Below are 25,744 nucleotides of genomic sequence, written 5' to 3' on the forward strand. Positions count from 1 at the left end.
TTGATTAATTCTACTGTTTTTTTTATTAAATAGACAGTGACAAGCGCGGAACCTTTAAAGCTCAGTATCCGGCCATGCCACTGTCTATTAATAATTCAACTATTCAACAGTCACAGGCTCTAAACTTTCAGCGGCAGCATCGTTCTCAGGTCCCTCAAACTGAATACTGCGGTAACGGTTCATACCTGTACCCGCTGGAATCAGTTTACCGATAATAACGTTCTCTTTCAGGCCGAGCAATTTATCCACTTTGCCTTTGATCGCAGCATCGGTAAGTACTCTTGTTGTTTCCTGGAAAGAAGCAGCCGATAAGAATGAATCTGTTTCAAGCGATGCCTTCGTAATCCCGAGTAGTACCGGTTTGGCAACCGCTGGTTCTTTATCCGCCAAAATTGCTTCTTTATTGGCTCTTTCATATTCATGCATATCGACGAATGCACCCGGCAGCAGTGTCGTATCTCCCGCATCAACGATACGGATTTTACGCAACATTTGCTTGATCATAACTTCGATGTGCTTATCATTAATTTCTACGCCCTGATTACGGTAAACGCGTTGTACCTCTTGCAGAATGTAGTTCTGCACGCCACGGATACCTTTGATGCGTAGGATTTCCTTCGGATCGATAGAACCATCAGTGAGTTCGTCACCCGCTTCGATTTCTTGGCCTTCGCTAACACGTAGACGGGAACCGAAAGTAACAGAATACACTTTGGATTCCGCTTCACCTTGAACCTCAACTTCACGACGGTCCTTAGCTTCACGAATTTCTTTGACGACACCATCAATTTCACTGATTGTCGCTTGACCTTTTGGATTACGTGCTTCAAACATTTCGACAATACGCGGCAAACCTTGCGTAATATCATCACCCGCTACGCCCCCGGTATGGAACGTACGCATTGTAAGCTGAGTTCCTGGTTCACCAATGGATTGAGCTGCGATAATACCAACCGCTTCACCAATTTCCACGTGTTTACCAGTTGCCAGGTTACGTCCGTAACATTTCTTACATACGCCATGGCGAGCACGGCAACTAAGTACCGAACGGATTTGAAGCTTAGTTACGCCAGCATCTACGATTTCATGAGCCTTGTCGGAATCAATCAATTCGTTACGTTGACAAATAACTTGACCTGTTTGTGGATGTTTGATCGTCTCAAAGGAATAACGTCCTTCGATACGGTCATATAGATCCTCGATAACCTCTTTACCGTCTTGGATAACACCAACAGTAAAGCCTTTATCCGTACCACAATCTTCTTCACGCACAATGACATCTTGTGCAACATCGACGAGACGACGAGTCAAGTAACCTGAGTCAGCGGTACGTAGGGCCGTATCCGCCAAACCTTTCCGCGCACCGTGCGTCGAAAGGAAGTACTCGAGTACTGTCAGGCCTTCACGGAAGTTCGATTTGATAGGGAGTTCGATAATCCGACCTGATGGGTTGGCCATCAAACCACGCATACCACCAAGCTGTGTAATCTGCGATTTATTACCCCGTGCTTTGGAATCAACCATGAGCATGATGGAGTTGTAACGATCCATCGATTTCATCAACACATCAGTAATCTGATCTTTCGTCTTACCCCAGATCGCAATGACACGGTCATAACGTTCTTCGTTAGTAATCAAACCACGACGATACTGATTCGTTACGACACGAACCTTCTCATCGGATTCGTGAAGGATTGCTGGTTTTTCATCTGGAACGATAACGTCCGATACCGCAATACTTACACCCGCACGAGTAGAGTACGTGAATCCGGTTTGTTTGATTCTATCCAAAATCACAGATGTTTCTGTAGTGTGATAAATCTCGAAGCAGCGACCAATAATTTCACCCAGGTATTCTTTACCTACACCACCAGCTTGTTTTGCTTGCATGATGCGTTCAGTAATATTGGCGCCTTTTTCGTATATGAAGAAATGATCCGGCGTTCCTTGGAACAAGTTAGCGCGAGTCGCATCATTAATATACGGGAAGCTGGATGGGAAGATTTCATTGAAGATAATCTTACCAACTGTAGTAATAAGCAAAGCATTTTGCTGTGCTTCAGTAAATCCAGTTTTGTTAAGTGCTTTGGCAGGAATAGCTACACGCGCATGCAGTTCAGCTGTGCCACGTTGGTAGGCAGATACCGCTTCGTTAACCGAACGGAGAATCATACCCGTACCTTTAGCTTCCTTATTGTCCATCGTAAGGTAGTAGGAACCAAGGACCATATCCTGTGAAGGAGTAACAACCGGTTTACCATCTTTAGGGTTCAGGATATTACCAGAAGCTAACATCAAGATACGAGCTTCTGCCTGAGCTTCAGCAGATAACGGTACGTGAACCGCCATTTGGTCACCGTCAAAGTCAGCGTTATAAGCTGTACATACGAGTGGGTGAAGACGGATTGCACGGCCTTCTACCAGAATCGGTTCAAAAGCTTGAATTCCGAGACGGTGAAGCGTAGGAGCACGGTTCAGTAGAACCGGATGTTCCTTAATAACTTCTTCCAATACGTCCCATACTTCTGGACTTACGCGTTCAACTTTCCGTTTCGCGCTCTTGATATTATGAGCTAGGCCTTTATTGACCAGTTCTTTCATCACGAACGGCTTGAATAGTTCAAGCGCCATTTCCTTCGGCAAGCCGCATTGGTACATTTTGAGGTAAGGTCCTACAACGATAACCGAACGACCAGAGTAATCGACCCGTTTACCGAGCAAGTTCTGACGGAAACGTCCTTGTTTACCTTTCAGCATATGGCTGAGGGATTTAAGCGGACGGTTACCAGGACCCGTTACTGGGCGACCACGACGACCGTTATCGATCAAAGCATCAACTGCTTCTTGCAGCATCCGTTTCTCATTTTGCACGATAATATCTGGTGCACCGAGATCAAGTAGTCGTTTTAGACGGTTGTTACGGTTAATTACACGACGATACAAATCATTCAAGTCAGACGTTGCAAAACGTCCGCCATCAAGTTGTACCATCGGACGAAGTTCCGGTGGGATAACAGGAAGTACATCAAGAATCATCCATTCTGGCTCATTGCCAGAGTTACGGAATGCTTCGATAACTTCCAGACGTTTGATCGCCCGATTACGGCGTTGGCCTTGAGCCGTACGCAGTTCTTCTTTGAGGAACTCCAAATCTTTTTCGATATCGATATCTTGAAGCAACTTCTTCACCGCTTCAGCACCCATACCTGCTTGGAATCCATAGCCGTATTTCTCACGATAGCTGCGGTATTCCTTCTCAGATAATAGTTGCTTTTTCTCAAGCGGAGTTTCGCCTGGATCAGTTACTACATAAGATGCGAAGTAAATGATCTCTTCAAGGGAACGAGGTGACATATCGAGCGCTAGACCCATACGGCTCGGAATCCCTTTGAAATACCAAATGTGAGATACCGGGGCAGCAAGTTCAATGTGTCCCATACGTTCACGACGTACTTTAGCTCTTGTTACTTCAACGCCGCAGCGATCGCAGACAACGCCTTTATAACGGACACGCTTATATTTACCGCAATGACATTCCCAGTCTTTGGTCGGGCCAAAAATCTTCTCGCAGAATAACCCTTCCTTTTCCGGTTTCAATGTACGGTAGTTAATTGTTTCCGGTTTCTTGACTTCTCCGCGGGACCAAGAACGAATTTTATCTGGGGAAGCAAGCCCAATTTTCATAAACTCGAAGTTGTTGACGTCCAACAAGGAGCATCCCTCCTTTAACCAAGTCCTGATATTAACAATCTGCATAGAGTGAACGAAAGACTGCGTCTCCACGGTCTCTGCTAATTCAATCTATCTATTTAGGGAAATATCGGCCGCCAGATGGCAGGCCGATTCCCGAGCAAGACAACTTCTACTGCGAAATTTCATCATTCGATGTTCAAAGCATCATGATGTTTATTCTACGCCGACCTCTGCGCCTTCTAAGTTCAGGCTCAGTTTATCCCCTGCTGCATCATCCTCGTCGTCCATCTCTTTCATCTCAATCTCTTCTTCATTTTCGCTTAGGATCTTAACATCCATACCCAAGCTTTGAAGCTCTTTGATCAAGACTTTGAAGGACTCTGGAACACCAGGTTCAGGCACGTTCTCACCTTTGACGATCGATTCATAGGTTTTCACCCGGCCGACCACGTCATCGGATTTGACAGTAAGAATTTCTTGTAGTGTATATGCTGCGCCGTATGCTTCAAGCGCCCACACTTCCATCTCCCCGAAACGTTGACCACCAAACTGAGCTTTACCACCCAGTGGCTGTTGTGTAACGAGAGAGTAAGGACCCGTCGAGCGGGCGTGGATTTTATCATCAACCATGTGCGCCAGTTTGATCATGTGCATGACACCGACGGTAACTTCACGCTCAAAGCGATCTCCCGTACGACCATCGTACAACACAGTCTTACCATTACGCTGCATGCCTGCTTCTTCCATTGCATCAAATACGTCGTATTCACTAGCACCATCAAATACCGGTGTTGCTACGTGAATACCTAGGCGAAGAGCCGCCATTCCAAGGTGGATTTCCAATACCTGACCGATGTTCATCCGTGACGGAACCCCTAGTGGGTTAAGCACGACTTGAACTGGTGTACCATCAGGCATAAACGGCATATCCTCTTCCGGTAAAATACGGGCAACGACCCCTTTATTACCGTGACGTCCTGCCATCTTATCACCTTCGGATATTTTACGTTTTTGGGCAATATATACCCGAACGAGTTGATTCACACCCGGAGGCAATTCATCACCGTTCTCACGAGTGAATACTTTAACGTCAACAACGATACCATCGGTACCATGAGGTACACGTAGGGAAGTATCACGAACTTCGCGAGCTTTTTCTCCAAAGATAGCGTGCAGAAGGCGTTCCTCTGCAGTCAGTTCCGTAACCCCTTTTGGTGTTACTTTACCAACTAGAATGTCACCCGCACCAATCTCAGCACCAACACGGATAATTCCGCGTTCGTCAAGGTTGCGAAGCGCTTCTTCCCCTACATTTGGAATATCACGAGTGATTTCTTCAGGTCCAAGCTTCGTATCACGAGCTTCGGACTCATATTCTTCAATGTGAATCGACGTGTACACGTCTTCCTTCACAAGTTTTTCACTTAGTAGGATCGCATCCTCGTAGTTGTAACCTTCCCAAGTCATGAAGGCAACGACTACATTTCGTCCAAGTGCCAGTTCGCCCATTTCAGTAGACGGACCATCTGCAAGGATATCACCCTTCTTGATGATGTCTCCTTTTTTGACGATTGGACGTTGGTTGATGCATGTCCCTTGGTTAGAACGCATAAATTTGTGCAATTTATGTTTAACAAGGTCGCCTTTAACTTCCTTGCCATCTATTGTTTCAACACGGCGCAACCAGATTTCATTAGCTGCAGAACGCTCGATAATACCATCGTATTTCGATACGATACATACGCCTGAATCTTTCGCAGACTTGTGCTCCATCCCCGTTCCTACTAGAGGAGCTTTTGGAATTAGGAGAGGCACCGCCTGCCGCTGCATGTTTGATCCCATCAGCGCACGGTTAGAGTCATCGTTCTCTAGGAACGGGATGAGCGCCGTAGCTACTGATACAACCTGTTTAGGGGATACGTCCATGTAGTCAACACGATCACTTGGCATCGTCAAGATGTTATCCGCTTGTTTGTTGTAACGAACGATAACATTCTCATCTTGGAACGTGCCATCCTCGTTCAGGATCGCGTTCGCTTGAGCGATGATGTAGTTATCTTCCTCATCGGCTGTTACATAAGCAATCTGGTCAGTAACTTTCGTCGTCTTAGGATCTACCCAACGATATGGAGCTTCAATGAAGCCATACTCGTTAATTCGAGCAAATGTTGACAAGGAGTTGATCAGACCGATGTTCGGACCTTCCGGTGTCTCGATTGGACACATACGACCATAGTGAGAATGGTGGACGTCCCGCACTTCAAAGCCTGCACGTTCCCGAGTCAAACCGCCGGGTCCTAGTGCTGACAGACGACGTTTGTGCGTCAATTCTGCAAGTGGGTTCGTCTGATCCATAAACTGCGACAATTGGGAGCTACCAAAGAACTCCTTAATCGAAGCGATTACCGGACGTATGTTAATCAATGCTTGTGGCGTGATTACGTTAGCGTCTTGAATCGACATTCTCTCACGTACTACACGTTCCATCCGTGATAGACCGATACGGAACTGATTCTGAAGCAGTTCACCTACAGAACGCAAACGACGGTTACCCAGATGATCAATATCATCCGTGCTACCAATACCATGCAACAAGTTCAAGAAGTAACTGATCGAAGAAATAATATCGGCTGGCGTGATATGCTTCACGGACTTATCGATATTACAGTTCGCAATAACCTTTACAACTTTGCCATCTTCAATTGGTGAGAAGATATCAACAGTTTGCAAAGGTACATCATTAGCATCAAGAACCCCGTTTGCAACGTGATAGTTTTTGAAACCAACTCCGTTCTCCAAGTAAGGGAGAATTTCATCCAACAAACGGCGATCGACCATTTGGCCTGCTTCCGCGATGATCTCACCTGTACTTACGTCAATAAGACTCTCAGCAAGTCTTTGATTGAAGAGCCGGTTCTTAATATGAAGCTTCTTATTCACCTTATAGCGGCCTACATTGGCCAAATCATAACGCTTTGGATCAAAGAAACGCGCCACCAATAAACTCTTCGCATTATCGAGAGTCGGTGGTTCACCTGGACGAAGACGCTCATAAATTTCTATCAATGCCTTCTCCGTCGAATCTGTGTTGTCCTTATCCAAGGTGTTACGGATATATTCATCGTTTCCGAGCAAATCCAAGATTTCTGCATCCGTACCAAAGCCAAGCGAGCGAAGTAGCACGGTTACTGGAATTTTACGAGTACGATCGATACGAACGTATACGATATCCTTCGCATCTGTCTCAAGCTCCAGCCATGCACCACGGTTTGGAATAACCGTTGCTGCATATGTTTTCTTCCCGTTCTTATCTACTTTCGTGTTGAAATAGACGCTAGGAGAGCGAACCAATTGGCTGACAATAACCCGTTCTGCACCGTTAATAATAAAGGTGCCGGTTTCCGTCATCAATGGGAAATCTCCCATGAACACTTCCTGCTCTTTAACTTCGCCGGTTTCCTTATTAATGAGCCGGACTTTTACCCGAAGCGGCGCCGCATACGTTACGTCACGTTCTTTAGCGTCGTCTACTGTATACTTTGGTTCGCCCAGGCTGTAATCGATAAATTCCAACACCAAATTACCCGTGAAATCCTGAATCGGCGAAATGTCTTGAAACATCTCCCGAAGGCCCTCTTCCAAGAACCATTCATAGGATTTCTGTTGGATTTCGATCAGGTTCGGAATTTCGAGTACCTCGTTAATTCGCGCATAACTTCGCCGAGTGCGTCGACCATATTGAACAAGATGTCCTGCCAACTTTAACTCACCCCTCATGTCTACTCACTTAAAAAATTGATTGCGAACCCGTGTTTGTACCCTTATAATAGGTTCAAGACGGATTCACCCACAAATAAAGAAAAGCCCTTATCGAATGCTTTCGAAAAAAGAGCACCATTATCTGTGACACTTCTGCCCTGATGTCCCCGTATTCAGTAGATTTGCCCAAAATGTACATATTATACGTTAAACAATATGATTTAATGCATTGTTCTCGTAAAACTCTTGACATTTCAACAAACTAAAGTCACAAAGGCCATCCTAATACTGACATTTTATAATAATATCATATCCATTTTTCAAAGTCAACCTATATCTTTTTGATCTAGATCTCTTATAATGATCTATCTACTCAACACGCATACTCTTTAATTCTTCGTAGCCTTATATATTCGATATCCTTTATCTTTTGTCACTTCTTCCACCTTCGCAAAGAGCGACTCCAATTTCTGACGCGCCGACGGCGCCCCCTGTTTCTTCTGAATGACAATCCACAGCGATCCACCCTGCCGTAATCGTTCAAAAGCTCCTTCAAAAATTGCATGAACTGTTTCTTTGCCTGCCCGAATCGGGGGATTAGTCAGAACAACATCAAACTGTTCCTCATCTTCAATCGCCGCAAACAAATCACTCTCTACTATAGTTACATTATTCAATTTGTTAACGATGGCATTCTCTCGTGCCAACTCCACTGCGCGGCTGTTAACATCAATCATGGTGACATGTCCCTCTATTGCAAGTTTTGCTGCTGTTAATCCTATTGGACCGTATCCACAACCAACATCTAATACTTTGGCACCACTTGGAATATCCATCGCTTCAATTAATGTCCGACTGCCATAATCGACACCGCCCTTGGCGAATACCCCTGCGTCGCTCACAAATCGGAATACTTGTCCCCGCAGCTGAACCTCCCAAACCTTACGGTCGTGAGCAACTGTTGGTTGACTGGTATAGTAGTGATCAGACATTCTTTCCTTCCCTCCGGTTAAGGTTTTAATAGAATATATTATTCTCAGTCCTGCCTCTAATAAAACAAACCCCTTGAAATTGATTCAAGGGGTTCGTGTAAGTTAGAGAAAGAATTACTTCACTTCTACAGAAGCGCCTGCTTCTTCCAATTTTGCTTTTACTGCTTCTGCTTCTTCTTTGCTTACTTTTTCTTTCAATGGTTTTGGTGCATTGTCAACAAGGTCTTTTGCTTCTTTCAAGCCGAGGCCTGTAATTTCGCGAACGACTTTGATAACGTTGATTTTGGATGCGCCAGCGCCATTCAAAATTACGTCGAATTCGGATTGCTCAGCAGCTTCAACTGCTGCGCCGCCACCTACCATAGCTACTGGAGCTGCAGCAGTTACGCCAAATTCCTCTTCGATTGCTTTAACAAGATCGTTCAGTTCAAGAACGGTCATGCCTTTGATTTCTTCCAAGATAGTTTCTTTACTCATGGTTGAACCTCCGTTATATTAGTTTATTTTGGTTATTAGTTTAAATCACTTGACTTAGAAGAAGCTTACGCGCTTGCGCCTTCTTCTTCTTTCTCTGCAACGGCTTTAACTGCAAGCGCGAAGTTGCGCATTGGAGCTTGAAGCACGCTGAGGAGCATGGAAAGGAGACCTTCGCGGGATGGTAGATCTGCCAACGCTTTGATTTGCTCAACGCCAACAACCTTACCTTCTACTACGCCACCTTTTACTTTAAGCGCATCGTTCTTCTTCGCGAAATCGCTAAGAATTTTTGCTGGAGCTACTGCATCTTCTGCGCTGAACGCGATGGCTGTAGGACCAACCAAAACTTCGTCCAGTTCAGAAAGTTCCGCAGCTGCTGTCGCACGACGAACGAGCGAGTTCTTAAGCACTTGGAATTCTACGCCAGCTTCACGAAGCTGTTTACGAAGTTCCGTAACTTGAGCAACGTTAAGTCCGCGGTAATCTGCAACTACAGTCGTTGCGCTCTCGCGCAGCTTCGCAGTAACTACATCAACAGCTTCCTGTTTTGCTTGAATCACTTTTACGTTTGCCAAACTGTACACCTCCTGATAGATTTTCTAGGCATTAATCCATTAAAAAAGCCTCCGTAGAATCTACGAAGGCCTGATGAATCATCATTTGCAGCAAACTGCAAAACGTTGACGTTCTATCACAACACCTCGGCAGGAAATTAAGCCTTTAACGGCACCTACTGTCTACGGTAAGCATATTCAAATTAATTTCCCATATCAAAACAACTTGTTCAGTTTACCAAGGGATATCCAGAATGTCAATCCCATTACCCACTAAATGCAGGCGGTATTATCTGTAAACAGATGTGTTGACACGAGCACTTGGGCCCATCGTCGAAGAAATCGCGATGTTCTTCAAGTAAACGCCTTTAGCAGCAGCCGGTTTTGCCCGGTTCAATGCGTCAACAAGAGCCTTAAGGTTCTCGTTCAATTGATCAGCGCCAAAAGACACTTTACCAATCGGTGCATGAATTTGTCCTGCTTTGTCCAAACGATACTCGATTTTACCCGCTTTGATTTCTTGAACCGCTTTAGCTACGTCAAACGTAACTGTACCTGCTTTAGGGTTAGGCATAAGACCTTTACCACCGAGCAGACGACCCAATTTACCAACTTCACTCATCATGTCCGGTGTTGCTACGCAAACATCGAACTCGAACCAGCCTTGTTGGATTTTGTTAATAACGTCTTGATCGCCAACGTAGTCAGCTCCAGCAGCTTCCGCTTCCTTCACTTTTTCACCTTTGGCAAATACCAACACGCGTTGAGTTTTACCTGTACCGTGTGGTAGTACTACTACGCCACGAACAGCTTGGTCTTGTTTACGTGGGTCTACACCCAAACGAACTGCTACTTCAACGGTTTCGTCAAACTTTGCAGTTGCTGCCTTTTTCACTAGTTCAACAGCTTCTAAAGGCTCGTAAGTTGCTTCGCTATCAATAAGCTTTGCAGCTTCTTGGTATTTTTTACCGTGCTTAGCCATGAATTCATCCTCCTTTGTGGTATTAGCGGAAATTCCTCCCACTGTGGACGGAAATCAATCCGTCTTCATCAAGAACTAGTCTTGAATCGTAATGCCCATGCTGCGGGCGGTACCTTCAACCATACGCATAGCTGCTTCAACAGAAGCTGCGTTAAGGTCAGGCATTTTTTGCTCTGCGATCTCACGAACAACGCTGCGATTCACAGTAGCTACTTTTTTCTTGTTTGGTTCGCCGGAACCTTTCTCAATCTTCGCTGCAACGCGAAGTAGAACGGCTGCCGGAGGAGTTTTGGTGATGAACGTAAAGGAACGATCTTCAAACACCGAAATTTCAACCGGAATGATCAAACCAGCTTGATCGGCGGTACGTGCGTTGAACTCTTTACAGAATGCCATGATGTTGACACCCGCTTGACCCAATGCCGGACCTACCGGAGGTGCAGGATTCGCTTTCCCTGCAGGAATTTGCAGTTTTACAACTTTGATAACTTTCTTCGCCATGTAAGACACCTCCTTGCCCTAGTAGTGGTAGACGGGACCTACGCCCCTCCCACAGTGAAACCCAAGAAACCTATATTTTCTCCACTTGATTGTAATCCAATTCAAGAGGGGTTTCTCGTCCAAACATGTTAACATGAACCTTAAGCTTACTCTTGTCGATCAGAATTTCTTCGATCGAACCAACGAAATTGGCAAACGGACCAACTTTGATGCGTACGGATTCTTTAAGATCGAACTCAATAACTGGTTTTGGTTCTTCCATGCCCATATGTTGTAGAATCTGTTCTACTTCCTCAGGAAGCAGAGCTGTTGGCTTGGAGCCAGAACCCGTTGAGCCGACAAATCCAGTAACTCCTGGTGTATTGCGAACAACATACCAAGAATCATCGGTTTGGACCATTTCTACCAAGACATAACCGGGGTAAACTTTACGCATGACGGTCTTTTTCTTACCATCTTTGTTCACCACTTCTTCTTCCATCGGAACAAGAACGCGGAATATCTTGTCTTCCATGCCCATGGACTCGACACGCTTTTCTAAATTGGCTTTCACCTTGTTCTCATACCCTGAATAGGTATGAACGACGTACCATCTTTTTTCCATATCAAGCCACCTAAGGACCCTTCTTAAATTATCGCTTCGATAACAGCGGAAATGCCGATGTCAAGCACCCAAAAATAAATCGCGACAACTGCAATTGTACCAAGCACAATCAGCGTATAATTGGTCAGCTCTTTACGATTAGGCCAGCGAACCTTTTTAAGCTCTGCCCAGCTTTCAGAGAAAAAAGAAAACAACGACTTGAAACTTCGTTTCATGAGCGCCTACACCTCCAAAGACTATCTGGTTTCGCGATGAGGAACTTGCTCGTTACAAAACTTGCAAAATTTCTTCATCTCCATGCGGTCGGGGTGGTTACGCTTGTTTTTCGTTGTCGTGTAGTTTCTTTGTTTACAGTTCGTACAAGCCAACGTAATAATTACCCGCATGATGTGCACCTCCCGAAGACATTCTACAATATGAGATGTCTCTATATTGACCCAAATGACAAACACAAATTTAGGCCTACCTAAAACACTTTATCATAATCAACCTATTCGTGTCAACGAGACACAACCCTTTAAGTTTCCGCTAACATACAGTATAACTCAGCTCTTTTAAAGATAAACCCTGAAACATCCTGAAATTACCGTTTCTGATAATTAAATAGAGTTTACTTTAAAAATAAAAAAGACAGCTATTAATATAGCTATCCTTATATTATATCTTTTGTACATACAGAAGAAAGATTACAACCCGCCGTCTCGAACTTCCAGGTACTTTTCAAGTTTGCGTTTAACACGCTGTAATGCGTTATCTATCGATTTAACATGACGTTTCAAATCTACCGCAATCTCCTGGTAGGAACGTCCATCGAGATACAACATTAATACTTTACGTTCCAGTTCACTGAGAATTTCGGACATCTTGTCCTCCAGGCCAACAAACTCCTCCTGGTTAATAATCAGCTCTTCAGGATCGCATACCTGAGAACCACAAATGACATCAAGCAATGTCCGATCAGAATCCTCGTCATAAATCGGCTTGTCCAAGGATACATAAGAGTTCAATGGAATATGCTTCTGCCGTGTCGCTGTTTTAATCGCCGTAATGATCTGACGCGTAATGCATAACTCGGCGAATGCTTTGAACGAAGCGAGCTTATCCCCTCGAAAGTCCCTGATCGATTTATAAAGACCAATCATTCCTTCTTGGATGATATCCTCACGATCAGCCCCAATCAAGAAATAAGATCTGGCTTTGGCGCGTACGAAACTCCGGTACTTATTAATTAAGTACTCTAACGCTTCACTATCACCTACACGGACCGCTTCGACAATTTCTTCGTCACTTTGGATCTCATAGTCAAACCTTACCCATTTCTCGAGGTTGACACTCACCACAAATCCCTCCGGCTGCAACGCACGGTGCCCCGTCACTCTGTCAAGTAATACGAACAGTATATATTAGTGTGCATATTAGCGTCAATAACAAAAGTACCAAAAGATGTAAAGTAGAATTCTGAAATGGATAACTTTGAGTACAACTCGTGATACAATTATTCCCTGCGCCATTTCTCAAACATCCGTCTTACTTCCGGGCTTAACTTATCATCTATTCTATTTCGACTTGATTTATCAATACGTTCTGCTATCTTTATTTGGACTTCCTTCTCACTTTTCTCCACTTGCGTCAGCAGCTCACGTGCCGATATCCGTAGTGCTCCCTGTCCGAAAATGACATGTTGCTCTACCATATCACTGGTTGCTACATAAATCTGCCGTCTTTTATGACTCAGCTCCCGCACCAGTCGCTCAATACATTCGTCCGCCGTCTCTTTCTCTTTAGTGAAATGAACCTCTAGCTGATTCTGGGCAAAAGATTTACCGAGCCCTGGTACCCGGTAGGCATCAAAGATGGCAATGGTCCTAATCCCGGAGAATGCTTGATAATCGGCCAGCCTCTCCAGTAACCGATCGCGAGCTTCCTGCAGCCCGATTCTAGACAATGCCGCAAGCTCTGGCCATCCCCCGATCATATTATAACCATCTACCAGAAGTACGTCGCGCATTTCGCGCACTGTATCTATCCCTCGGCGCGACGTCTGCGCAATACTTCGTACATCACAACGCCCGCAGCAACTGAGGCGTTCAAGGAGTTAAGACGTCCAGTCATCGGAAGTTTGAGAAGCACATCACATTTTTCACGAATCAAACGACCCATTCCTTTATTCTCATTACCAATTACAATCGCTACGGGGCCAGTAAGTACATTGCCGCCTCTTTCATACATCTCATCTTTCGTATCGACATCTGTGCCAACAACCCAGACACCCGCTTCTTTCAGTTCATCAATGCATTGTGCCAGATTTGTTACCCTAGCAACGGGTACATACTCTACCGCTCCTGCTGATGTCTTCGACACCGTTGCGGTTACTGCAGCGGAACGTCGTTTCGGAATAATTACACCATGAACTCCCGTACATTCTGCTGTCCGCAAAATGGAGCCTAGGTTATGTGGATCCTCAATCTCATCCAAGATGAGAAGAAAAGGAGGTTGTCCTTGTTCAGTGGCCTTGGCCAACAAATCTTCAACGCTTGCGTAGGCATAAGGTGCAGCTTGCGCCACGACTCCTTGATGCTGCACATCAGGAACCAATTGATCGAGCTTACGCTTATCGACAAATTGAACGATAATCCCTTGCTTCTTAGCCTCTGCCAAAATCGGCTGGGTTAAGTGCTTTTGAGCACCTTCAGCAACCCATATTTTATTAATTGTACGTCCCGCTCGTAGCGCTTCAAGTATTGAGTGCTTACCAGCGATCCATTCTTGATCCTCCATGTGTTTCCTCCTGCGATAGATCTGATAGGGATATCCCACATCGAATCTCTCTTGTATTGTATTCTTGCCGATATATCTTAAGTGTACATCAAAATTTTACGGTTACGCCTGATCCTCGTTTTCTAAAAGGTCAAAACCAGAAGAAATAAGATCACGAAGACGATCATGTGCACCCGTATAATATAAGTAACCAACTAAGCTCTCAAATGCTGTTGCATGCCTATAATCAATTACGTTCGCATTCTTGGGTACCCCTGATTTGGCATTACGTCCTTGACGCACAACATCCTTCTCGTCCTCTGTAAGCTTGGGCTCGATCAAGCTGAGTAGCTTGGCCTGCGCCTTAGCCGAGACATACTTCGTCGACTGTCCATGCAGGTGGTGCGGCCGCAAATTAGGCCGCGCCATGACCCGCTGTCTCACAGCAACTTCAAAAATAGCATCCCCAATATAAGCAAGCGCAAGTGGTGGCAGTAATCGAGCTGGCTTAGATGGTACCTCTGGGAACCATAACGGCGAATTATTATCTAGATTTTCACTACCATTACTCATTTACGGCGCCATCTCATTCCTTGCGGCGTATCTTCGAGCAGAATTCCCTGTGCATCCAGTAAATCGCGGATTTCATCCGCACGGGCCCAATTTTTAGATTTCCGAGCTTCGCTACGCTCTGCAATTAGATTCTCGATATCTTGATCCAATAAATCGGGCTCAACATCGGCAACAATGCGCAAGATACCGTTCATTTCTGCAAACAATTCTTGAGCCGCTTCAAGATCGGCACGATTCACATTAGGTTGCTGCAGCAGTGTATTCACTTCGGTTACCCATTCAAAAATCGCCGTAATGGCATCTGGCGTATTGAAGTCATCCTGCATTTTAGCATGAAATGTCGTCCCAATATGATTCATCTTGGCTTCCCATTCCGGCGTAACTTCACCGTTTCCTGAGACTGCCGTCTCTAGTCGATGCCGAAGATTACCTACTGCAATAGTAATCCGTTCAACGCTACGTTCAGCTTGTTCCATCGTATCATCTGTGAAATTAAGCTGATTACGATAATGCGTGGTTAGCATAAAATAGCGCAGCGCCTCACGCTTATAGTTGCTACGCAAATCTTTGACAAGCACTCCGTTGCCCAGCGATTTCGACATTTTCTCGCCATCGATATTAATATATCCATTGTGCATCCAATATCTCGCTAGTGGCTTACCTGTCACCACCTCAGATTGGGCGATTTCACACTCGTGGTGTGGGAACTGTAGATCCTGTCCCCCCCCATGAATATCGATTGTATCGCCAAGGAGATGACGAGACATCGCAGAGCACTCAATATGCCAGCCTGGCCGACCTTCGCCCCAAGGGCTGCTCCAACGAATTTCACCTGGTTTGGCGGCCTTCCACAACACGAAATCTTCAGGGTTTTCTTTACGCTCATCTACATCGATCCGTATACCAAATTGTAATTCACCGATGTTCTGCCCAGACAACTTACCGTAACTCTCAAATTTGTTCGTGCGGAAGAACACATCCCCGCCATTCTCATATGCAAAGCCCTTACGTTCGAGGTCTTCTATAAACTCAATAATAATCCCCATATTGTCCGTTACCCGAGGATTCGCGGTAGCACGTGGGATGCCGAGACCTTCCAGATCTGCGTAGTAAGCCGCAATAAAAGTCTCTGCAACCTCAGGCACAGTGGTATTCATCTCTTCCGCTTTACGGATCAGCTTGTCATCTACATCTGTAAAGTTGACGACATAATTGACTTCGTATTTCTGATTCTCTAGATAGCTCCGCACGATATCAAAGAAAATCATGGGCCGTGCATTACCAATATGGATATAACCATATACGGTTGGACCGCAGACATAAACACTAGCTTTCCCTGGATCTTGGCTTACGAATTCCTCTTTTTGTCGCGTCAACGTGTTGTAAATTTGTATTGCCATACTCACTTTCCTTTCAATAATTTATTTACCCGAGAAAGTTACTCCTTCGAAAATGGTACTCCTTGTAATTGCTGTTTCAAACCCTCAATTTCCAACTGAAGTCCTTCAATCTCACGCTGCAGAAGTCCCATTGCATCCACTACGGGATCCGGCATTTGATGGCTTAACCGATCCAGACGTTTTCCACCCTGACGAACGATTTTACCAGGAATACCTACCACCGTACTATTAAAAGGTATTTCCTTCAGTACAACTGAATTTGCTCCAATGTTGCACTGATCCTCTATTTTAAAAGAGCCCAAAACCTTTGCTCCAGATCCGATGACTACATTGTTTCCAATAGTCGGATGTCGTTTTCCTTTTTCCTTACCACTTCCGCCCAAGGTTACCCCCTGATAGATAACCACATCATCACCGATTTCGCAAGTTTCACCGATGACAACTCCCATACCATGATCAATAAACAACCGATTACCGATTTTGGCTCCAGGATGAATTTCGATTCCGGTAAAAAAACGGCTAACCTGAGAGATAACACGCGCAATCGTAAACCAGCGATGCCGATAAAAATAGTGTGCCATCCGGTGACTCCATATCGCATGCAGTCCAGAATAAGTGAAGATCACCTCAAACCTACTTCTTGCGGCCGGATCATTATCAAATACTGCCTGAATATCAGACCTCATTCTCTTAAACATCGTACTTCCCCCCCTTGTTCTCTCCACTACCGGTTGGCACTTGATCTATTCTCTAAATTCAACAAAAATAGCGCCCCTGTAGCTTTCGCTACAGAGACGCTAAATAGCGCGGTTCCACTCTGCTTGGATGCCTCCATCCATATACCGCTCATTAAATAGCGTTGGATATAGACCATCCCCCTTGGTGTCCTTAACGCAGACAAAACGTCAGGATCTACCTACGCCCTTACAGCGCGCTCAATCCCACAGCTCCCGGGTGCATTTCCGCCCCCTGTATTTGGATAACTTGCAGCCTAGAACATAACTAACTGTTCCGGTTATCCTCTCTGTAAAATACAGAAACTTGCGTACTTCTCCCGATCTATGCTTTTATTACCTGTTATATTGTATTGAAAAAAACAATCTCTGTGCTTATCTTACCCACAATCAGTAAAACTGACAAGAAATGTTTTAGCCTTCCAACTGACTAATTTGCAATGCAAGGCGTTCCATCGTAACTTCCTGTCCAAGTAGATAAATGGTCTTGTTCAAATCACGTCCGTGCATTTGTCCTGTTAAGGCTACGCGAATTGGCATGAACAAACCCTTCCCTTTGAATCCTGTTTCCTTCTGAACTTCTTTAATCGCTGCCGCAATATTCTCTGCTGTAAATGGAGCCAATTCTTTCACCTTATTCAGGAAAGCACTTAACACGACCGGAACCTGTGTTTCTGATAATACAGTCTTTGCTTCTTCATCCAGCTCCAAATGAGTGCGGAAGAATAAGTCGGACAATTCAACGATGTCAGATGCCGATGTCATTTGCTCCTGATATAGAGCAACCAAAGTATTCGCCCAATCCTCCTGCTCTGGTGTCAGAACGCTTGGTAAGAGCGATGCTTTCTGCAAGTGGGGAATTGCCAATTTGGCAATTCGCTCAGGGTCAGCATTCTTGATGTAATGGTTGTTCAAATGAGCCAATTTCTGTTTATCAAACAAAGCAGGACTTCTCGATAAGCGATTGGCATCAAATATTGAAATCAGTTCTTCCTTCGTGAAGAATTCTTCTTCTCCCGTCGGTGACCAGCCAAGTAGTGCAATGAAATTAAACATCGCTTCAGGTAAATAACCTAACTCGTCATATTGTTCAATAAACTGAATGACCGATTCGTCACGTTTACTCAGCTTCTTGTGATTGTCTCCGACAATTAGGGTCATATGTCCAAAAATCGGTGGTTCCCAGCCAAGTGCGTCATAAATCATCAACTGTCGTGGTGTGTTGGATACATGGTCTTCTCCACGTAACACATGTGTTATTTTCATCAAATGATCATCTAGTGCTACCGCAAAGTTATAAGTTGGAATGCCATCCTTCTTCACGATAACAAAGTCACCACTTACGTCCGACTCAAATGAGATCGGACCCTTTACAAGATCATCAAACGTGAAGGTACGTCCTTCTGGTACCCGAAAACGGATACTTGCTTGTCTACCTTCAGCTTCAAACGCTGCACACTGTTCCGGTGTCAAATTCCGATGTTTACCGGAATAGCGCGGCATCTCACCACGGGCAATTTGTTCCTCACGTTCCTGTTCCAATTCTTCTTCCGTACAATAACAACGATAAGCTAATCCACGGTCCAATAAATCCTGCCAATACTGACGATATAGATCCAGACGTTCCGTTTGACGGTAAGGGCCATATTCACCGCCTACATCAACACTTTCATCCCACTCCATACCAAGCCATTTAAGATACTTGAATTGATTCTCTTCTCCGCCTTCAACATTACGTTTTACATCCGTATCTTCGATACGAATAATAAATTTTCCGCCATGATGCTTAGCAAATAAATAATTGAAGAGCGCTGTTCTTGCATTGCCGATATGTAAGTGTCCCGTCGGACTCGGCGCGTAACGCACGCGAACTTCCGTCATGACAATCCCTCCTAAAAGTTTTGTAAGCATATGATTCCATGTTTATTCTTCGAACAAAACTTGCTTCGTAAGCATACGCTTAGTTATAATCCAATCTTATGATGATAGCACATCTGCGATAAGGCATACAATACATTGGGAAGCGATACCTTCGCCCCGCCCAGTAAAACCAAGTTGTTCGGTCGTTGTTGCTTTTACATTAACTTTCTGTGGCTGTGATTCCAGGGCACCAGCAATAATTTCAACCATTTGCGGAATATAAGGTGCCATTTTCGGACGTTGGGCAATAATTGTTGCGTCAAGATTGCCTAGACGATATCCTCGTTCTTTCGCCATGACCCACACTTGCTCAAGTAACTTTAAGCTGTCCGCATCTTTGAAGTTAGGGTCCGTATCCGGAAAATGCCGTCCGATATCACCCAAGCCAAGTGCTCCCAAGATCGCATCACTCACTGCATGTAACAACACGTCAGCATCGGAATGCCCCATTAACCCTTTCTCAAATGGAATCGTTACCCCCCCGATAATACAAGGTCTGCCCTCCACTAATTCATGTACATCAAAGCCTTGTCCTACGGTAATCATGTCATGTCCTCTCCCTTTTGTTCTTTCTTCATACGAACAAATTCCGCATAATCCAAATCGTCTGGTGTTGTGATTTTGATATTGGTATAGCTACCTTCCACCACCATCACGGGGATACCAAGTCGTTCAATTAGCATCGAATCGTCCGTACCTGTAAATCCTTCTGCCTCCGCCATCCCATGAGCTCGTATAAGATCGGAACGTCGAAAAGCCTGCGGCGTTTGAATCGCCCACAAGCTACGACGGTCAGGTGTAGCCGTGACCCAGCCTTGTCCATCAACTTGTTTCACCGTATCTTTAACAGGCACTGCTAAAACCGACGCCCCATGATTTACCGCCGCTTCATAGCACGAGGTCACCTGTTGTTCCGTGACAAAAGGGCGAACGCCGTCATGCACCAGTACCCAAGGTGTGCTAATATGAAGCAGCCCTTGATATACCGAGTGCTGACGCTCGGCGCCGCCCGGAATAACTTTTATTTTTTTAGTGATTCCATACTCATGAATCCATGACAAACAGCGCTCTACATCCTGCGCTCCCGTCACTAATACAATTTCGGTAATCAATGGATGGCGTTCGAACACCTCCAGCGTATGGATGACGATCGGCTTGTCCTGTAGCATAAGATACTGTTTGGACTCTTTGCTTCCCATGCGGGTGCCTCGGCCTGCCGCCACCACAATAACTCCTGTTCCCGTGTTCAATTCTGTCACCATGTATCCCTGCCTTACCCTGCCTGAATTATACGTGGACTATGAATCAATTCCAAGCTCCCACGCATTTATACCCATCATACCGAATTTACTGGGCTTTTTCCAACAGTTTTGGTTTGGCAAAGATCATACGACCTGCAGATGTCTGCAATACGCTAGTTACGAGTACCTCTGTAATGCTCCCGATATAGTCACGACCGCCCTCAACTACGATCATGGTTCCATCATCCAAGTAGGCCACACCTTGTCCGTGTTCCTTCCCATCCTTGATCACTTGTACCATGATTTCCTCACCTGGTAGAACGACTGGCTTAACTGCATTGGCCAGATCGTTGATATTCAGCACAGAAACCCCTTGTAACTCACATACCTTGTTAAGGTTAAAGTCATTCGTAACCACTTTCCCTTGCAGCACTTTAGCTAGTTTGACCAGTTTGCTATCAACTTCAGATATCTCCTCAAAATCTCCTTCATAGATCATGACTTGGACATCAAGTTCCTTCTGAATTTTGTTCAAAATATCTAAACCCCTACGTCCTCTATTACGTTTGAGTAAGTCTGAGGAATCAGCAATATGCTGTAGTTCTTCCAACACAAATTCAGGGATAACAATGGTACCTTCAATAAATCCTGTTTTGCAGATATCCGCAATCCGACCATCGATGATGACACTCGTGTCCAAAATCTTGTGTTCCTCAAGCCGTCGCTCTTTCCCCTCTGCCCCACTTCCCCATTTTCCCGATTTCCAAAATGAAGATAGCTCTTCTTTCTTCTCTAATCCTACAGTCAGTCCTATATAGCCAAGCAATGCTGAAATGGCGAATTTCGCGAAGCTCTCCATGGGACCAAGTAAGGATAAAACCGGGTAAATCATTAAAGAAAGAAGTAGTCCTGCTGTCAGTCCGGCTGATCCGGCTGCCATTTCATTCATCGGAATCACTGCTAATGCTTCGACCAGCTTTCTTATTCGCGCAGAAAAAGCACCTACGCCTATAGAGAACAAGAATAAGAACAGAAATGCTCCGGTTGCCGCCAATATCAAGTGACTTAATGCCGGACTCATTCCAACAAACCAAGTCCGCAGCGGCTGTGGGAAGAAGTCGATCATTCCGCTTACCGTATAACCGAACCAAGCTCCACAGAGCACAACCACACTAAGCAAACCTTTTTTCATCATTGTTTCTCTTCACCTCCTAATAAAATTGTTATTCACTATTCGGGTACCTCTTTAACAAGTATGGTCCAATTTTTGGAAACGTAATCGGCTGATTAGGAACTTTTTTCGAGCACTAAATATAGACTTAGGATTAAAAGCTCGCACGCTATGAGGGATTTCTTGTTGATAAGAGGGGAATTTGTGGCATATAATGTATACAATTCTTAATATTGAGGTGGATGGAAAATGAACACATCAAGTCTTCAATCTTTCCAAGAACAAGTTTCTGAACTGTTGCTCCGTCACCGCAGTTTGTTGGATGTCTTATCCAAAACAGGACAGACAAACGCCTCCGTTGTTCGCTCTGTCACAAAAGCTGTGACTGAATGCGGCTGTATTGAGCTTCATGCTACCAAGCAAGATTTTGAGCCTGGCATAGATCTAGAGCAAGCTAAGGACACCATTCGTAAACATGTCCAAGGAGAACTGTGCGAGAACTGCCGCGACGCTATTACCAATGAATTGGGCCGTAACCTTTTTTATATGTCTGCATTATGCAATCTATTAGGAATTAATATGGATGAAGTGGTTGAGCGGGAATCAAAGAAATGTTCTACGCTGGGATTGTTTAACCTATCCTGATCATCACAACCCTCCCAAACCCTCCCTTGTCCTAAGGGAGGGCCCCAAGGGCCTGCTGCCCTTTGGATACCCGCCTTAAGTAACGTTGGAGGGATAGAAGTGCTCCTGCATCGCTGTCCCCTTTGGGGGATGCGCTAGGGTTGGTACGTGGCACGCTTTTCCCCCTTCGGGTACGTCTTACTTTTGGATCTCCTGGGCTACCAGGGAAAACATGCTGCAGACACTACTACTATCGAAGCACCCGAGTACTTTGGGTGGGTAGAGTCGCTTTCACCCTACGGGTACGCTCTACTCTCGCGCTCCTGCAAGTAACATCTGACGCTGTCCCTTTGGGGATGCGCTAGCTTCGTCAGCGAAGAAAAATTCTACATATGTAACTCAACAATAAAAGGCATTGATCGTTCCGCTACGCGGTGATCAATGCCTTTTTTGAATAAGAAAAGTATTAGTGCTTGGAACGGTAGACTTCTTCGGAATCGTCTTCATGACGACTTTTTCTACGGAGTATCTTGTCAACGTTTTGTTTCAGACCATATGCTGCGTAGACAACAAGTGGAATAAAGATCATCTTTGATAGTTGTTCTGGGAACAACACGGCAAGAACAACTGCCAAAACAACGACAAACGGTGCGACTGCAACTGCCTTTTTAGGCAAGCCCACTTTTTTGAAATTTGGATATTTCACGGAGCTGACCATCAAGTAGGACAGAAGCAACATCGCAATGATGAAGTATGGTGCTGTAAAGTCTTTATGAAACAACGACAATGTTGCGAGTACTCCACCAGCTGCCGGTATAGGCAGGCCGATAAAATAACCCGGAATTCCTTTTTGTACATTAAACCGTGCCAACCGTAATGCACCACATATAGGAAATATTGCAGTTACAACCCAAGCTAATTCCATCGGAATATTGTGAAATGAAATAGTGTACATAATAAGTGCTGGTGCAACACCAAATGATATGATATCGGATAGTGAATCGAGCTCTTTACCAAACTCGCTTTGGCAGTTTAATGCCCGTGCAACACGTCCGTCCAATCCGTCAAGCAGCATAGCGATAATTACCATGATGGCTGCTAGGCTAAACCTACCCTCTAATGCCAACATAATGGCTAACATTCCGAGAAACAGATTACCGAGCGTAAACATGTTCGGAATTGATTTTGTAATCATCTCTTCACCTCTAATAGATATTTCATGACAATCGTCCCTTGATTGTAGGAGATTTAAATTTGTCTGTCAATGAATACCTGCTCTTGTAGGAGATTTAAATTTGTCTGTCAATGAACACCTGCTCTTGTAGGCGATTTAATCCCTCTTTTATCACTCGTGCTCGCACTTCTCCAATACCGTCAACTTCATCCAATTGTTCGATCGAAGCGATCAGTACGTACGGAAGCTCCTTAAATCGTTCCACCAGATTATGAATAATCACATTTGGCAGACGAGGAATTTTGTTCAACACACGGTATCCGCGAGGCGAGACCATTTCTTCTGATGTAGCCATGGATGGGGGATAACCGAGCAGACGAACAATATGATTTACGTCGAGCAGTTCATCATCACTGGAACGCTTGAGCGAAAGTATTAAATCACGAATCGCCTCATCACTATCCTCTTTTGCATAGTCTTTATATAACAACCATGCCTCTTCCTCCATATTGCTGACAAGTTCCTCCATCTGCATACTGATCAGACGGCCTTCTGTACCTAATTCATTAATAAAGCGTTTAATTTCCATCTTGATCCGAATAACCATTTCAACCCGCTGAATAACGTTAACTACCTCTGGTATCGTAACTAATTCTTCAAACTCTGAAGCGGTCAGATTCGTCAAGGCTTGGTTAAGTACAGACCTATATTTCTCAAGTGTTTGAATGGCTTGATTCGCTTTCGTCAAGATCACGCCAATCTCTTTCAGTGCGTAACGCAGTCCCCCTTGATACAAGGTAATGATGTTACGGCGTTGGGAAATAGATACAACCAGTTTCCCTGTCTGCTTCGCTACACGCTCTGCTGTTCGGTGACGAATTCCGGTCTCTGAAGAGGCAATGGAGGAGTCAGGAATGAGTTGTGTGTTAGCGTAAAGGATACGCTTCAAGTCCTCACTTAATATAATGCCCCCATCCATTTTGGCCAACTCGTATAGATAATTGGGTGTAAAGTCACAGTTAATGGAGAAGCCACCTTCAACCACTTCCATCACCTCAGGACTGTATCCCACGACAATTAATCCCCCGGTCTTAGCCCGCAGTACATTCTCTAATCCGTCACGAAAGGCGGTGCCTGGCGCAACAAGCCTTAACAGATCATTCATTTTCTCCAATTGAGTTGATTCCTTCATCAGTTGTGCCCCCTAATCTAACGCAACAGCTAGCGCCTCTGTAACGGTATTTACACCTATTAATTGAATTCCTTTGGGTGCCTTCCACCCCTTTAAGCTTTTATCCGGAAGGATCACTCTTTTGAAGCCCAGTTTAGCAGCTTCTTTCACTCTCTGCTCTGCCCTTGATACCGCCCTGACCTCACCGGTTAATCCCACTTCTCCAAAGATAACATCATACGGCTTGGTCGGTATATCACGAAAGCTCGAGGCGATGCTCACGGCAATGGCCAAATCAACCGCTGGTTCATCTAATTTTACCCCGCCGGCCAAATTAACATAGGCATCCTGGTTTTGAAGATACATCCCCATTCGCTTCTCCAAAACGGCAATGATCAGGCCCATCCTATGATGATCAACCCCCGTAGCCATTCTTCTTGGAGAAGGAAAATGGGTGGATGCAATCAACGCCTGTAATTCTACAAGCATTGGACGAGTCCCTTCCATACTGGCAACTACGGTTGAACCCGCTACGCCAAGTGGCCGCTCTGACAAGAATAACTCGGAAGGGTTGGGCACTTCAACTAAACCCGATTCATTCATTTCAAAAATGCCAATTTCATTCGTCGAGCCAAATCGATTCTTCACAGCACGTAGCAACCTATAAGAATGGTGTCGTTCTCCTTCAAAATAAAGGACACAATCGACCATGTGCTCCAATAGACGCGGTCCTGCAATAGCACCCTCTTTAGTAACGTGTCCTACTAATACCGTGGCAATCCCTTGTCCCTTGGCAATCCGCATAAACCTTGCCGTACATTCACGAACTTGAGATACGCTGCCAGGTGCACTGGTCACTTCAGGCAGATATACCGTCTGAATGGAGTCAATGACTAGAAAATCTGGCTTTAGACTATCGATCGCCTCTTCAATTGAATCCATACTGCTCTCACAGAGCACATACAGCTCGGGAGAAAGTGCACCCAATCTTTCTGCACGAAGCTTGGTCTGACGAATGGATTCTTCCCCTGAGATATAGAGAACTTTTAGTCCGATACGGGCCATTTCGTGGGATGTCTGTAATAATAGTGTTGATTTCCCAATACCGGGATCTCCCCCTACTAAAACCAAAGAACCAGGAACGACTCCTCCACCAAGTACTCGATTGAGCTCCTCAATACCGGTTTGAATTCGTGGTTCTTTGTCACTCTCTATATTTATGATCGAAAGAGGTTTTTCTTTCGTATGAAATAAGCCTGTGGAAATACCTTGTGTTTTGACCACTTTTTCTGTTTCTTCCACCATGGAGTTCCACGCACCACATCCCGGGCACTTTCCATACCATTTCGGCGATTCATAACCACATTCGCCGCAAAGAAACTTGTGTTTTACTTTAACCATTTATCTCTCCTTATCA

At 44.9% G+C, this 25,744-nt stretch carries 25 protein-coding genes and 2 other annotated features; of the genes, 1 reads left to right on the forward strand and 24 read right to left on the reverse strand.

Features of this window, described 5'->3' with window-relative positions:
- Positions 1-99: 99 nt before the first annotated feature.
- The 20 genes from rpoC to IEW05_RS25060 all read right to left on the reverse strand — a co-directional run bounded on the left by rpoC (position 100) and on the right by IEW05_RS25060 (position 21,382).
- Positions 100-3,711 carry a DNA-directed RNA polymerase subunit beta' gene (gene rpoC / locus IEW05_RS24960; protein WP_188542581.1) on the reverse strand — a complete coding sequence of 1,204 codons (3,612 nt, stop codon included), beginning with the start codon at positions 3,709-3,711 and terminating at the stop codon, positions 100-102.
- 195 nt (positions 3,712-3,906) lie between these two features.
- Positions 3,907-7,452 (reverse strand): DNA-directed RNA polymerase subunit beta, encoded by a 3,546-nt coding sequence (gene rpoB / locus IEW05_RS24965; RefSeq protein WP_188542582.1) that lies wholly within the window; start codon positions 7,450-7,452, stop codon positions 3,907-3,909.
- Positions 7,453-7,841: 389 nt separating this feature from the next.
- Positions 7,842-8,444 (reverse strand): class I SAM-dependent methyltransferase, encoded by a 603-nt coding sequence (locus IEW05_RS24970; RefSeq protein WP_188542583.1) that lies wholly within the window; start codon positions 8,442-8,444, stop codon positions 7,842-7,844.
- A 114-nt stretch (positions 8,445-8,558) separates the two neighbouring features.
- Positions 8,559-8,921 carry a 50S ribosomal protein L7/L12 gene (gene rplL, locus IEW05_RS24975; protein WP_188542584.1) on the reverse strand — a complete coding sequence of 121 codons (363 nt, stop codon included), beginning with the start codon at positions 8,919-8,921 and terminating at the stop codon, positions 8,559-8,561.
- Positions 8,922-8,986: 65 nt separating this feature from the next.
- Positions 8,987-9,496: a 50S ribosomal protein L10 gene (gene rplJ, locus IEW05_RS24980; RefSeq protein WP_188542585.1), complete on the reverse strand. Its 510-nt coding sequence runs from the start codon at positions 9,494-9,496 to the stop codon at positions 8,987-8,989.
- Between the two features lie 32 nt (positions 9,497-9,528).
- Positions 9,529-9,682, reverse strand: a sequence feature (ribosomal protein L10 leader region).
- Between the two features lie 82 nt (positions 9,683-9,764).
- Positions 9,765-10,457 (reverse strand): 50S ribosomal protein L1, encoded by a 693-nt coding sequence (gene rplA, locus IEW05_RS24985; protein WP_188542586.1) that lies wholly within the window; start codon positions 10,455-10,457, stop codon positions 9,765-9,767.
- 75 nt (positions 10,458-10,532) lie between these two features.
- Positions 10,533-10,958, reverse strand: a complete 426-nt coding sequence (gene rplK / locus IEW05_RS24990) for a 50S ribosomal protein L11 (protein WP_188542587.1) — start codon at positions 10,956-10,958, stop codon at positions 10,533-10,535.
- Positions 10,959-11,028: 70 nt separating this feature from the next.
- A complete protein-coding gene (gene nusG, locus IEW05_RS24995) occupies positions 11,029-11,562 on the reverse strand; it encodes a transcription termination/antitermination protein NusG (protein ID WP_188542588.1) in 534 nt (177 codons plus the stop codon).
- Between the two features lie 23 nt (positions 11,563-11,585).
- A complete protein-coding gene (gene secE, locus IEW05_RS25000; protein ID WP_127194392.1) occupies positions 11,586-11,777 on the reverse strand; it encodes a preprotein translocase subunit SecE in 192 nt (63 codons plus the stop codon).
- Positions 11,778-11,798: 21 nt separating this feature from the next.
- Entirely contained in the window at positions 11,799-11,948 is a 150-nt protein-coding gene (rpmG, locus tag IEW05_RS25005; RefSeq protein ID WP_071784256.1) for a 50S ribosomal protein L33, read from the reverse strand.
- Positions 11,949-12,248: 300 nt separating this feature from the next.
- Complete coding sequence (gene sigH / locus IEW05_RS25010) at positions 12,249-12,899, reverse strand: RNA polymerase sporulation sigma factor SigH (protein WP_188542589.1); 651 nt, start codon at positions 12,897-12,899, stop codon at positions 12,249-12,251.
- A gap of 158 nt (positions 12,900-13,057) precedes the next feature.
- Entirely contained in the window at positions 13,058-13,579 is a 522-nt protein-coding gene (locus tag IEW05_RS25015) for an NYN domain-containing protein (RefSeq protein ID WP_229753757.1), read from the reverse strand.
- Between the two features lie 5 nt (positions 13,580-13,584).
- On the reverse strand, positions 13,585-14,340 hold the full coding sequence (rlmB, locus tag IEW05_RS25020) for a 23S rRNA (guanosine(2251)-2'-O)-methyltransferase RlmB (protein WP_188542590.1): 756 nt from the start codon (positions 14,338-14,340) through the stop codon (positions 13,585-13,587).
- Positions 14,341-14,442: 102 nt separating this feature from the next.
- Positions 14,443-14,892, reverse strand: a complete 450-nt coding sequence (locus IEW05_RS25025) for a Mini-ribonuclease 3 (protein WP_188542591.1) — start codon at positions 14,890-14,892, stop codon at positions 14,443-14,445.
- Complete coding sequence (cysS, locus tag IEW05_RS25030) at positions 14,889-16,292, reverse strand: cysteine--tRNA ligase (RefSeq protein ID WP_188542592.1); 1,404 nt, start codon at positions 16,290-16,292, stop codon at positions 14,889-14,891. The genes IEW05_RS25025 and cysS overlap by 4 nt, the downstream gene beginning before the upstream one ends.
- A 38-nt stretch (positions 16,293-16,330) precedes the next feature.
- Complete coding sequence (gene cysE / locus IEW05_RS25035; RefSeq protein ID WP_188542593.1) at positions 16,331-16,990, reverse strand: serine O-acetyltransferase; 660 nt, start codon at positions 16,988-16,990, stop codon at positions 16,331-16,333.
- A gap of 89 nt (positions 16,991-17,079) precedes the next feature.
- Positions 17,080-17,363, reverse strand: a binding site (T-box leader).
- A 77-nt stretch (positions 17,364-17,440) separates the two neighbouring features.
- Positions 17,441-18,907, reverse strand: a complete 1,467-nt coding sequence (gene gltX / locus IEW05_RS25045) for a glutamate--tRNA ligase (RefSeq protein WP_188542595.1) — start codon at positions 18,905-18,907, stop codon at positions 17,441-17,443.
- A 96-nt stretch (positions 18,908-19,003) separates the two neighbouring features.
- Entirely contained in the window at positions 19,004-19,492 is a 489-nt protein-coding gene (gene ispF / locus IEW05_RS25050; protein ID WP_188542596.1) for a 2-C-methyl-D-erythritol 2,4-cyclodiphosphate synthase, read from the reverse strand.
- Complete coding sequence (gene ispD, locus IEW05_RS25055) at positions 19,489-20,196, reverse strand: 2-C-methyl-D-erythritol 4-phosphate cytidylyltransferase (RefSeq protein WP_188542614.1); 708 nt, start codon at positions 20,194-20,196, stop codon at positions 19,489-19,491. Before ispD ends, ispF begins: the two co-directional genes overlap by 4 nt.
- 97 nt (positions 20,197-20,293) lie before the next feature.
- Positions 20,294-21,382, reverse strand: a complete 1,089-nt coding sequence (locus tag IEW05_RS25060) for a PIN/TRAM domain-containing protein (RefSeq protein ID WP_188542597.1) — start codon at positions 21,380-21,382, stop codon at positions 20,294-20,296.
- Positions 21,383-21,607: 225 nt separating this feature from the next.
- Between IEW05_RS25060 and IEW05_RS25065 the strand changes: the two genes are divergently transcribed.
- Positions 21,608-22,003 carry a nucleoside triphosphate pyrophosphohydrolase family protein gene (locus IEW05_RS25065; RefSeq protein ID WP_188542598.1) on the forward strand — a complete coding sequence of 132 codons (396 nt, stop codon included), beginning with the start codon at positions 21,608-21,610 and terminating at the stop codon, positions 22,001-22,003.
- Positions 22,004-22,034: 31 nt separating this feature from the next.
- On the opposite strand, the gene IEW05_RS25985 is transcribed toward IEW05_RS25065, so the two are convergent.
- From IEW05_RS25985 to radA, 4 genes are all read right to left on the reverse strand, one after another.
- Positions 22,035-22,157 carry a hypothetical protein gene (locus tag IEW05_RS25985; protein WP_268238770.1) on the reverse strand — a complete coding sequence of 41 codons (123 nt, stop codon included), beginning with the start codon at positions 22,155-22,157 and terminating at the stop codon, positions 22,035-22,037.
- 291 nt (positions 22,158-22,448) lie between these two features.
- Positions 22,449-23,177, reverse strand: coding sequence for a CDP-diacylglycerol--serine O-phosphatidyltransferase (pssA, locus tag IEW05_RS25070; RefSeq protein WP_188542599.1), 729 nt, complete (start codon positions 23,175-23,177; stop codon positions 22,449-22,451).
- A gap of 94 nt (positions 23,178-23,271) precedes the next feature.
- Positions 23,272-24,348 (reverse strand): DNA integrity scanning diadenylate cyclase DisA, encoded by a 1,077-nt coding sequence (gene disA / locus IEW05_RS25075; RefSeq protein ID WP_188542600.1) that lies wholly within the window; start codon positions 24,346-24,348, stop codon positions 23,272-23,274.
- A gap of 12 nt (positions 24,349-24,360) precedes the next feature.
- Complete coding sequence (gene radA / locus IEW05_RS25080) at positions 24,361-25,728, reverse strand: DNA repair protein RadA (RefSeq protein WP_188542601.1); 1,368 nt, start codon at positions 25,726-25,728, stop codon at positions 24,361-24,363.
- Positions 25,729-25,744 lie beyond the last annotated feature (16 nt).

Origin of the sequence: Paenibacillus segetis, assembly GCF_014639155.1 — a bacterium.
In the GTDB taxonomy this organism is placed as follows: Bacteria; Bacillota; Bacilli; order Paenibacillales; family Paenibacillaceae; genus Fontibacillus; species Fontibacillus segetis.